This is a genomic window from Colwellia asteriadis, from assembly GCF_039523295.1.
Classification (GTDB): Bacteria; Pseudomonadota; Gammaproteobacteria; order Enterobacterales; family Alteromonadaceae; genus Colwellia; species Colwellia asteriadis.
In genome coordinates, this window is record NZ_BAAAFA010000001.1 from 565297 (window position 1) to 576378 (window position 11082).

Below are 11082 nucleotides of genomic sequence, written 5' to 3' on the forward strand. Positions count from 1 at the left end.
CAAGCCACCTTAACAGAATCACTATTAACGGATCAGCAGGTATTAATCGAGCTAACATGCAAAATTTTAAACAATTAGCAAAAAATGTGATCAATATAGAACAGCAAGCGATTACTGAATTATTACAATACATTAATGATGATTTTGAACTTGCCTGCCAACTAATGTATCACTGTAAAGGTCGTGTTATTGTTATTGGTATGGGTAAGTCTGGGCATATTGGCGGGAAAATAGCAGCAACATTAGCCAGCACGGGCACTCCCGCTTTTTTTGTTCACCCAGGTGAAGCCAGCCATGGTGATTTAGGTATGATTACTAGCGACGACGTAGTGTTAACTATTTCAAATTCGGGTGAAACCGTTGAAGTACTCGCAATTATTCCCGTAATTAAACGTATTGGTGCCAAGCTTATTTCTATGACGGGTAATGCAGATTCAACTCTCGCTAAATTAGCCGACACTCATATTTGTATTAAAGTAAGTACCGAAGCATGCCCACTTGGCTTAGCGCCAACATCAAGTACCACAGCAACCTTAGTAATGGGCGACGCACTTGCCGTCGCTTTACTCAATGCCCGAGGATTTACCGCTGATGATTTTGCTTTATCACACCCTGGTGGCAGTTTAGGTAAGCGTTTATTACTCCGCCTTGAAGATATTATGCATCAAGAAGAACGTATTCCTGTGGTTGCCGATACTGCCTTTATTAAAGATGCACTGGTAGAAATGTCGCTCAAAGGTCTTGGTATGACCGCCGTTGTTAATAAAAATAATGTCCTAACAGGATTGTTTACCGACGGTGACTTACGCCGTATTCTTGATGAAGAAGTGAATATCCATCACGATACTATTGCTAGCGTTATGACCCAAAAACCTCGTACAGCTCATGCTGATATGTTAGCTGCGCAAGCGTTAAAGGTAATGGAAGATAATAAAATTAATGGTTTAATTGTCGTCAATGAATTAAATCAACCAATTGGTGCAATGAACATGCATGACTTATTAAAATCAGGAGTGCTGTAATTGAATACTCTATATGGCGAAGTTAACAGTCACACTCTAGCACAAGCTAAAAACATAAAACTATTAGTGTGCGATGTCGATGGAGTTTTTTCTGATGGCCGTATTTACTTAGGTAATGATGGTGAAGAACTAAAAGCTTTTCACACCAAAGACGGCTTAGGCATAAAGTCACTTGGTAGTTCTGGTGTAGCCGTAGCAATAATTACCGGCCGCAATTCAGCTATCGTAAAAAACCGTATGACGGCTTTAAATGTTAAACATATTATTCAAGGGCAAGAAGATAAATTACCCGCGTTAACCGCTCTTGCAACTGAACTTAATTTACCGTTAACGCAAATAGCTTACATTGGTGACGATGTACCTGATATTGCCTGTATTAACGCGGTAGGATTAGGCATAGCTGTACAAGACGCTCACCCTTTAACACTACAAGCTGCAAATTACATAACATTTACACGCGGTGGCTTTGGCGCAGTAAGAGAAGTATGTGATTTAATCATGCAAAGTCAAAACACCTTAACATGTGTTACGGGCGCTAGTGTATGAATAGGTTAAACAGCCTAGCCTTTTTTATTTTAGTATTAAGTGCCACTATATATGGCATTATCGTTTGGAAAGGAGAACTTGTTCAACCAGACGATATTATTGATAGTGAAGAAACACCTGACTTTATTGCCGAGGCTTTAAAAAGTAATATCTACACTGACTTAGGGAAATTATCTCATACCATTGAGGCAGATCGTATGGAGCATTATTCAAAGCAAGAATTAACACGCTTTGAGTTACCCAATTATACGTTATACCCTAAAAGTAGTAAGGCACCTTGGAAAGCGAGTGCAAAAGAAGCAATATTATATAAAAATAACCGAGTCGTGTTGAACCACCGTGTTCGCTTAAAATCAACCGAACAAGATAGTTTAATAGAAGAAGTTCATTGTAAGTATTTAGAGCTAGACTTAAATACAAATATTATTAGTTCAGATCAAACCGTTGTAATAATCGGTAAAGATTTTACCATGTATGGTTCTGGACTGATTATCGATTTAAACACTAAACAGATGACGCTAACTGAACATGTACGTACCCTTTATAAGAAAAATCATGAATAAAAAATTTAATACGCCACTTAGCTTATTACTTGGTAGCGCTTTGTTTTTCACAGCGTCACTTAACGTAGTTTATGCTGCCAAAAAAGACTTAAATCAAGAGATCACCGTTGACTCTAAAAAAACAGCTGCCGATTTAAAAAATAAAATAGCGAGTTACTTAGGTAGTGTAAGTATCAGACAAGGCTCTATTTTGATTTCTGCAGACTTAGTACAAGTTTTTAGTAACAAAGATGAAAACAGCGATGAAAAGTCTGATGTCTATTTAGCTAAAGGCTCTCCCGCTTTATTTCAGCAAGAGCTTGAAGATGGCAGCTTAATTAGCTTACAAGCCGATGAAATAAAATATCAACCAAGCTTAAATATAATTACTGTGGCAGGAAATGCCGTAGTAAAACAAGCAGGTAGCGAAGTTAGCGGCAGCAAAATTATTTATAATACATTAAGTGAGAAACTTGAAGCCGAAAGTAATAATAACGAAACAGTCACCACCATATTACAGCCAACCTTACTGAAAAAACAAAAAGCACTAAAAGATAAAGCTAAAAGCGACCTTGATAAAGAGCCAAAGACAGTCAGTGAGACTACTGAGCAAGCACCTGAAGAAGCGACTAAAGAAGAAGGTGACTCAAGTGTCGAAGGTTAATACATTAGTTGCTAGTGGACTTGCTAAGTCATACAAAGACCGACAAGTTGTTAAAGATGTTAGCTTAGCCGTCAGTACAGGGCAAATTGTTGGCTTACTTGGACCTAACGGAGCAGGAAAAACCACTTCTTTTTACATGATAGTAGGGCTTGTACCTAACGATGATGGGCAAATAATACTTAACGACCAAGACGTTACATTATCGCCTATGCATGAAAGAGCAAGACAAGGTATCGGTTACTTACCACAAGAGGCATCAATTTTTCGCAAGCTTTCAGTAACTGATAACATCATGGCTATTTTACAAATACGCAAAGAGTTAAACGAACAACAGCGCCTAGAAAAACTAGAGCACTTATTAGAAGAGTTCAATATTTGTCATATTCGCGATAACTTGGGCATGAGTTTATCTGGTGGTGAGCGTCGACGCGTAGAAATAGCACGAGCATTAGCCGCCGATCCACAATTTATTTTACTTGATGAGCCTTTTGCCGGTGTAGATCCGATTTCAGTTGGCGACATTAAAAAAATCATCATACACTTAAAGCAACGAGGAATTGGTGTATTAATAACTGATCATAACGTACGTGAAACGTTAGATGTGTGTGAACATGCTTATATTGTTAGTCATGGTGAAATTATCGCTCAAGGTGATGCGGATCAAATTCTTGCCAATCAAAAAGTAAGAGATGTATACCTTGGCGAACAATTCACGCTATAGTTATAGCATCAATCCGAATCGTAGAAAAACGTGTTCAATGGGTTATTGGTCACATCATAACCATTAAAAATAATAACAGGAAACCACATAACATCGATGCGCCCTACATTACAGCTCCGTATTGGACAACAGTTAACCATGACGCCACAATTGCAGCAAGCTATCAAGCTCCTGCAATTATCAACGTTAGAGTTACAACAAGAAATTCAAGAAGTGCTAGAGAGCAACCCATTATTAGAAATTGACGAAAGCAGCCAAAGCGATAGCAACGACGAAAAAAATAGTTTAGAAGATGCATTCTCTGCAAACTCTAATGATGCACAAAGTGATAATAACAGCAGTGATGGTAGTGAAGACCAACAGGCTAATATTGACGAAATAAGTACTAGTGAAGCGCTAGAGAAAAGTGATATTCCTGAAGAATTGAATATTGATACTACTTGGGAAGAAAGTTACAGCGCAGGCGTTTCTAATACAGGAGCTGTGAGCAGCGCAAGTGAAGATTACACTTACCAAGGAGAAACGACCGACTCAATTCAAGGTCATTTGTTATGGCAAATGGAATTAACCCCTTTTTCAGATACCGACCGCACTATTGCAACCGCCATTATTGAAGCGGTAGATGACGCTGGCTACTTAACGGTTTCCTCAGAAGATATTCTAGAAAGTGTTGGTATTGAAGACGTCGAATTAGATGAAGTTGAAGCAGTATTAAAACGCATCAATATGTTTGATCCTGTCGGCGTAGCAGCACGCTCAATACCTGAGTGTTTACTCATTCAATTAAACCAGTTTGATAAAAACACTCCTTATTTAGCTGAAAGTAAGAAAATTATTAGCGAGCATATTGATTTACTTGGCAATAGAGATTACCGCCAATTAATGCGCAAAACGAAATTAAAAGAAGATCAATTACGTGAAGTAATGCGCTTAATTCAGAGCTTAAACCCTCGACCAGGTGATGCGGTTATTACTGGCGATGATCAGTATGTTATTCCTGATGTTTCCGTTGAGAAAAAAAATGGTCGTTGGGTGGTTGAACTAAATTCAGATACCGCACCTAAGCTCAGCATAAATCAGCAATATGCTGCAATGAGCAAGAGTATGAAGTCCTCTACTGATGGGCAATTCATTCGTGCCAATTTACAAGATGCAAAATGGTTTATAAAAAGTTTAGAATCGCGCAATGATACTTTATTAAAAGTTTCGAACTGTATTGTACAACGCCAGCAAGGCTTTTTAGAGCATGGTCCAGAAGCTATGCGTCCAATGGTTCTGAACGATATTGCCGAAGCCGTTGAAATGCATGAGTCAACCATTTCACGTGTTACCACGCAAAAATACATGCACACCCCTCGTGGTATTTTTGAGCTTAAATACTTCTTTTCAAGCCATGTCAGTACTGAGAATGGTGGAGAGTGTTCTTCTACAGCAATAAGATCGCTAATCAAGAAACTTATTTTGGCAGAAACACCTGCTAAACCGTTGAGTGATAGTAAAATGGCTGACTTATTAGCCGAACAAGGTATTAACGTTGCAAGACGCACAATAGCTAAATATAGAGAGTCATTATCTATTCCTCCTTCAAATCAACGAAAAAGCTTACTTTAAGTAACTCATCAAAAGGATAACGCTTATGCAAATCAATCTTACCGGTCACCATGTCGACATTACTGATGCGCTTCGTGAGTATGTAAATACTAAGTTTACTAAGCTAGAGCGACATTTTGATCAAATAAATAACTCTCATGTTATCTTAACCGTTGAAAAGCTTGAACAAAAAGCAGAGGCAAACCTTCATATAAAAGGCGGTGAAGTATTCGCTTCGGCTATTAATACTGACATGTATGCCGCGATTGATACTTTAGTTGATAAGCTAGATAGGCAAATTCTTAAACACAAAGGTAAAGCAGCGCAACATTAATTCGACAAAAGTCGCGTAGCATAAAGCCTTAAATCACCTTAATATAAGAGCCCAATCTATGGGCTCTTCCACTTACTTTTAGCAATTTATGAAATTATCAGAGATTTTAACCCTCGACTGTACCTTATGTGCAATAAAAACCACCAGTAAAAAGCGAATTTTAGAAGAGATTTGCCAATTAGCCGCTAATAAGGTTACCGAGCTCGATCAAGACGAACTACTCGATAGTTTGCTTGATAGAGAAAAAATGGGTAGCACAGGTATCGGAAATGGCATAGCGATACCTCATGGTCGTTTGCCAAATAGCAGTAAAGCGGTGGCGGTACTAGTTACAACCGAAAACGCCATTGACTTTGATGCTATTGACAACCGCAGTGTCGATGTTTTTATCAGTCTATTTGTTCCTGAAGATAGCTGCCAAGAGCACCTTAATACGCTACAAAGTATTGCTAAATTATTTAGTGATAAAAAGGTCATAAAGAATGTCCGTAAGTGCACTAGCAACCAAGAACTGTTCGATGTTATTCAACAAGCAAGTTAAACGCTAATGAGTTGTGGGGAAAGCGTAAAATGAAATTAATTATCGTCAGTGGCCGCTCAGGATCAGGTAAATCGGTTGCGCTAAGAGTGCTTGAAGATTTAGGTTATTATTGCGTTGATAACATACCGGTAAACTTATTACCGGCCTTAACTCATACCGTAATTAACGATTATGAAACTGTTGCGGTTAGTTTAGATGTACGTAATTTACCGAAAGATCCACAAGATATTCCAGAAATAATCGCGTACTTACCCAAAGCGGTTGACGTAACCACTTTATTTCTTGATGCTGATGATAACGATTTAATTCGCCGCTTCAGTGAAACCCGTCGTCTTCACCCACTGATTAAAGAAAACTTAGCACTAGATCAAGCAATTACCTTAGAGAAAAAATTACTCGAACCAATTTCAGTGAGTGCTGATTTATACATTAATACCAGTCAATTATCTCCACACCAACTAGCTGACTTAGTAAGGGAGCGCATTTTAGGTAAGAAAACCGGTACTATGGTACTTGTTTTTCAATCCTTTGGCTTTAAACATGGCATCCCCGTTGATGCTGATTATGTATTTGATGCACGATTTTTGCCGAACCCTTTTTGGGAAAAAAATTTAAAAGAGCACACAGGTCAAAACCAAGAGGTGAAAGACTTTCTAGCAAGTCAGCCCATAGTCACTAAGTTTGTTTGGCAAATAAATAGCTTTATGATGACCTGGTTACCACACTTAGAGCGCAATAATCGTAGCTATGTCACCATAGCAATAGGTTGTACCGGTGGTAAACATCGTTCAGTGTATATTGCAGAATTATTAGCAAAAAACTTCCGCAAAGAGCGTGATGATGTACAAACTCATCACCGAGATATCGACGTAAAATCAACCTAAATAGGCCAGCTTTAGCTATGGTTAGCAAGAAATAGCGACATTAATCATTGAGTAATAAGGAAGATTTATGACCACTCACCAACAAACCGTCACTATTTGTAATAAACTAGGTTTACATGCAAGAGCCGCAACCAAACTCGCCCAATTAAGTCAAAAATTTAGTGCTGATATCACCTTAGAATTAAATCAGAAAGAAGCGAATGCAAACAGTATTATGGCGTTGATGTTACTCGCTGGCGGAAAAGGTAAGTCGGTTAATATAACCGCAACAGGTGATGATGCAGAGCTTGCTTTAGCAGAAATATGCCAGCTAATATCTGATAAATTTGACGAAGATGAATAAGCTAAGCCACAAATTTTATTGCATAATTTATAATAAATAATCACAGAATAGCTGATAAAAACACTACGTTACGATAAACTTAGTACAACTTCCAAGGAGACCTTCCCACAACTAAATATTCGCTTTAGTTAAAGCGATACCTTAAGACCGCTAGAACTAACGAGCAGGGCCGCTATGCCAGAGATATCAGAGCAAGATTACAGTCAAAAAAAATTACAGCAAGTTAATGAAGCATTAGGTAGCGGCATGTTTGTTTATGTTCGCAAACTTTTGCAACATATGCCCGCTTATGACCTCGCTCTGATATTAGAATCTTCAACCACTAAGAGCCGCCCTGTATTATGGCAACTTATCGACCCAGACTTTCACGGCGAGGTACTCGAAGAACTTAACGAAGAAGTACGAAAAGGTATTCTTAAAAGCATGCAGCCCGAAAAGCTTGCTGCTGTTGCCGAAGGCATGGACGTAGATGATCTTGCTGAAGTACTACGTACACTACCTGATGCTGTATTTAAGCAAGTTTTAAATTCGATGGACTCCCAAGATCGGAGTCGAGTTGAAGCAGCACTCTCATACGAAGAAGATACCGCTGGCGGTATTATGAATACCGATACAATCACCTTACGTCCTGATGTAAGCGTTGATGTAGTATTACGTTATTTACGCCTTAAAGGCGAGCTACCTGAGTCTACCGACTCCTTCTATGTTGTTAATCGAGATAATCGCTTTATTGGCGCAGTGTCTTTAGCGGCTCTTGTTACCGCTAAGGCTAATGTAATTATAAAAACCTTAATTAATGCCGAAATTGAAGCGGTACAAGCCGATATGCACGAGCAAGATGTTGCCCAATTATTTGAGCGACACGATTGGTTTTCAGCGCCGGTCATTGATGAAGAAGGGCATCTATTAGGTCGTATCACCATTGATGATGTGGTTGATATTATTCGTGAAAATGCCGAGCACTCAATGATGAGTATGGCAGGTTTAGATGATGAGGCCGACACCTTTGCGCCCGTTATTAAAAGTACTAAACAACGCTCATTATGGCTTGGCGTTAACCTGATTACTGCACTACTTGCGGTTGCAGTTACCAGCATGTTTGAAGGGGTTTTTCAACAACTCGCCATTTTAGCGGTACTGAATTCTTTGGTGCCAAGCATGGGTGGTGTTGCTGGTAACCAAACCCTAACACTTGTTATACGCGGTATGGCACTTGGTCATGTCGGTGGTAGTAACGCCAGAGCATTACTAAATAAAGAGGTTGCTATTGGCTTTTTAAATGGCATTATTTGGGCAGTGCTGATTGCCAGTGTAGTGGCGATTTGGAAACAAGATTTAATGCTAGGCGGCGTTATCGCCTTTGCGATGTTAATGAATATGACAGCGGCTGGTTTGGCTGGGGTTGCTATTCCGCTACTGTTAAAGCGGATGAATATAGATCCAGCCTTAGCGGGAAGTGTAATTATTACCACGGTTACCGATGTTGTTGGTATTTTTGCCTTTTTAGGGACTGCCACCTTGTTTTTAGTGTAAACAGCCGTAAGCATTAGCTACTGCTTTATCTTAACCAACCAGAGTTCGGCTTAACAAATGTTTCTCTAGCAGCTACTTTTCCTAGCTTCTTCGTCAAATTTACTTGCAATGGGCCAGCTATTGACGCGAAGTTTGCCTTGCTTATCATATAAAAAGAAGAAAAACTATCAATCCAGCGATTCAGAAAAGTAATTTTTGCTGATATTTCAACTTGTTAAATATCTATTAAACCGAGTTCAGATTAACTAAAAACGCCGATGATATGAGACTGTCATCGGCGTTTTACTATGTTTTTTCTCTATTATCAGTGTCTGGAGTTAATGACCTGCTATTTGCATTTCATCAATTAAAATAGAACCGGTTTTAATGCTGCCACGGTTATCCACATCAGAGCCAACAGCCACAATGCCTTTAAACATTTGCGCTAAATTACCCGCAATAGTGATCTCACTCACTGGATAAGCTATTTCACCATTTTCAACCCAAAACCCTGCCGCGCCACGTGAGTAATCACCATTAACGACGTTAACACCTTGGCCCATTAATTCAGTAACTAGTAAACCTGTGCCTAAGGTTTTAAGCATGGCATCGAAATCTCCTGAATGGCCTTGCGCTTCAACCAACCAATTATGAATACCACCAGCATGACCTGTAGTTTGCAAACCTAACTTACGGGCAGAGTAGCTCGTTAATAAATACGTTTGTAGTGCACCTTGCGTGATAATTTCTCTGTCGATAGTTGCAACACCTTCGCTATCAAAAGAGCTACTTGCCAAACCTTTGGCGATATGAGGACGCTCACTAATATTTAAAAACTTCGGGAAAACATCATCCCCTAAGGCATCCAGTAAAAATGACGATTTACGATATAAGTTACCGCCACTAATTGCGGAAATAAAATGTCCCCAAACAGTATTCGCAATATCAGCTCTAAATAATACGGGTACTTTAGCCGTTGCAATTTGTTGACCATTTAAACGTGAAAGCACTTCTTGTGAAGCCTCGATACCGATATTTTTCGCACTATTAAGTAATGAAAAATCGCGGTTTACGCTATAAGCATAGTCGCGTTGCATATCTTCACCGTCACTAGCAATAACAACACAACTTAAGCTATGACGTGTACTTTTATAGCCGACTAATTGGCCGTGACTATTACCATAAACCTTAAAGCCTGCAAAGCTATCTAAACTCGCGCCATCTGAATTAGTAATTCTTTTATCTACCGATAAAGCACTATGCTCACACTCTTTAGCGATTTCAATAGCTTCTTCAGTAGTTAGCGCTTTAGGATGATATAAATCTAAATCTTGTGGTGACATTGCTAATAATGATTTATCAGCTAAACCAGAGCAACTATCAACAGAAGTGTATTTGGCAATATTAACCGCTGCCTGTACCGTTTTAGTTAATGCCGCTTCTGATAAATCAGCCGTAGAAGCACTACCCTTTCTACCTTGCTGATAAACAGTAATACCTAAACCGCCATCATTGGTAAATTCAACATTTTCAACTTCACCCATACGCGTACTAACACTTAAGCCTTCTTGACGACTCATTGCCACTTCGGCGCCATCTGCACCTAACGATTCAGCTAACTCAAGTACTTTGGCAACTCTAAGCTTTACCTCGTGAAGTTTTTGGCTTAATTGATCATCAGATTTATTGGCTTTAGTCATATTAATATCTACTTTCTCTCGGCTTAATTTCAACTTTCGCTTAGTAATAACTAGCGTTATTCAACACTTAGTTACTGCTTTAGAATAATGAAAATTTAATGGTATAATAAGGGTAATTTATTATTAATTGTATTAAGCGTTATTATGCCCCAGTCAGTCAATGAGATCGATGAATTAGAAGAAGAATTAAAAAGTAAAACCGAAATAAAGCGTGAAATGCATAAATTGCAAGACTTTGCTCAAAGCTTAGTTGAAATGTCTAAGCACCAGCGCAGTCGGTTACCTTTAAGTGATGATTTAAAAGATGCCATGGTGCTTGCTGATAAAATCACTAACAAGCATGAAGCATTACGTCGTCATATTCGTCATATTGCCAAAATATTATTAGAAACAGATTTAGAGCCTATTCATCATGCTATTGAAGTGATGGCAAACAAACATCAACAAGAAACCGCTAAGTTTGTTTACTTAGAAACTCTTAGAGATGAGTTAATTGACAATGGCAACGACGCTGTAGAGCAAGCATTAACTGAGTTTTCCTCAATGGAACGACAAAAGTTAAAACAATTAGTACGTCATGCTGCCAAAGAAAAGAAAGCTGAGAAAATAGGCAAGCATTACAAAAATTTATTTGCTTACCTTAAAGAACATAGCTAAAAATTACAACGCTCCCAATGTTCTAA

General features: G+C 38.7%; 13 protein-coding genes. 12 read left to right on the plus strand and 1 reads right to left on the minus strand.

Annotated features, from left to right (window positions below):
• The first annotated feature begins 56 nt into the window (after positions 1-56).
• The 11 genes from ABD005_RS02360 to mgtE all read left to right on the plus strand — a co-directional run bounded on the left by ABD005_RS02360 (position 57) and on the right by mgtE (position 8720).
• Complete coding sequence (locus ABD005_RS02360; RefSeq protein WP_343814547.1) at positions 57-1022, plus strand: KpsF/GutQ family sugar-phosphate isomerase; 966 nt, start codon at positions 57-59, stop codon at positions 1020-1022.
• A complete protein-coding gene (gene kdsC / locus ABD005_RS02365) occupies positions 1023-1568 on the plus strand; it encodes a 3-deoxy-manno-octulosonate-8-phosphatase KdsC (RefSeq protein WP_215980166.1) in 546 nt (181 codons plus the stop codon). It begins immediately after the preceding gene.
• The gene (gene lptC, locus ABD005_RS02370; protein ID WP_215980165.1) at positions 1565-2131 is read left to right on the plus strand and encodes an LPS export ABC transporter periplasmic protein LptC; all 567 of its coding nucleotides are present in this window, start codon (positions 1565-1567) and stop codon (positions 2129-2131) included. Before kdsC ends, lptC begins: the two co-directional genes overlap by 4 nt.
• On the plus strand, positions 2124-2774 hold the full coding sequence (gene lptA, locus ABD005_RS02375; RefSeq protein ID WP_343814552.1) for a lipopolysaccharide transport periplasmic protein LptA: 651 nt from the start codon (positions 2124-2126) through the stop codon (positions 2772-2774). Before lptC ends, lptA begins: the two co-directional genes overlap by 8 nt.
• Entirely contained in the window at positions 2761-3495 is a 735-nt protein-coding gene (lptB, locus tag ABD005_RS02380; RefSeq protein WP_425544876.1) for an LPS export ABC transporter ATP-binding protein, read from the plus strand. The genes lptA and lptB overlap by 14 nt, the downstream gene beginning before the upstream one ends.
• 96 nt (positions 3496-3591) lie before the next feature.
• Positions 3592-5106 (plus strand): RNA polymerase factor sigma-54, encoded by a 1515-nt coding sequence (locus ABD005_RS02385; RefSeq protein ID WP_215980162.1) that lies wholly within the window; start codon positions 3592-3594, stop codon positions 5104-5106.
• 25 nt (positions 5107-5131) lie between these two features.
• Entirely contained in the window at positions 5132-5419 is a 288-nt protein-coding gene (gene hpf, locus ABD005_RS02390) for a ribosome hibernation promoting factor (protein ID WP_215980161.1), read from the plus strand.
• A gap of 88 nt (positions 5420-5507) precedes the next feature.
• Positions 5508-5960, plus strand: a complete 453-nt coding sequence (ptsN, locus tag ABD005_RS02395; protein WP_215980160.1) for a PTS IIA-like nitrogen regulatory protein PtsN — start codon at positions 5508-5510, stop codon at positions 5958-5960.
• Positions 5961-5989: 29 nt separating this feature from the next.
• Positions 5990-6844: an RNase adapter RapZ gene (gene rapZ / locus ABD005_RS02400; RefSeq protein ID WP_215980159.1), complete on the plus strand. Its 855-nt coding sequence runs from the start codon at positions 5990-5992 to the stop codon at positions 6842-6844.
• A 67-nt stretch (positions 6845-6911) separates the two neighbouring features.
• The gene (locus ABD005_RS02405; RefSeq protein ID WP_215980158.1) at positions 6912-7187 is read left to right on the plus strand and encodes an HPr family phosphocarrier protein; all 276 of its coding nucleotides are present in this window, start codon (positions 6912-6914) and stop codon (positions 7185-7187) included.
• A gap of 174 nt (positions 7188-7361) precedes the next feature.
• Positions 7362-8720 (plus strand): magnesium transporter, encoded by a 1359-nt coding sequence (mgtE, locus tag ABD005_RS02410; protein ID WP_343814560.1) that lies wholly within the window; start codon positions 7362-7364, stop codon positions 8718-8720.
• A 317-nt stretch (positions 8721-9037) separates the two neighbouring features.
• On the opposite strand, the gene pmbA is transcribed toward mgtE, so the two are convergent.
• On the minus strand, positions 9038-10399 hold the full coding sequence (pmbA, locus tag ABD005_RS02415) for a metalloprotease PmbA (protein ID WP_215979496.1): 1362 nt from the start codon (positions 10397-10399) through the stop codon (positions 9038-9040).
• A gap of 144 nt (positions 10400-10543) precedes the next feature.
• On the opposite strand from pmbA, the gene yjgA reads away from it, so the two are divergent.
• A complete protein-coding gene (gene yjgA / locus ABD005_RS02420; protein ID WP_215979497.1) occupies positions 10544-11056 on the plus strand; it encodes a ribosome biogenesis factor YjgA in 513 nt (170 codons plus the stop codon).
• Positions 11057-11082 lie beyond the last annotated feature (26 nt).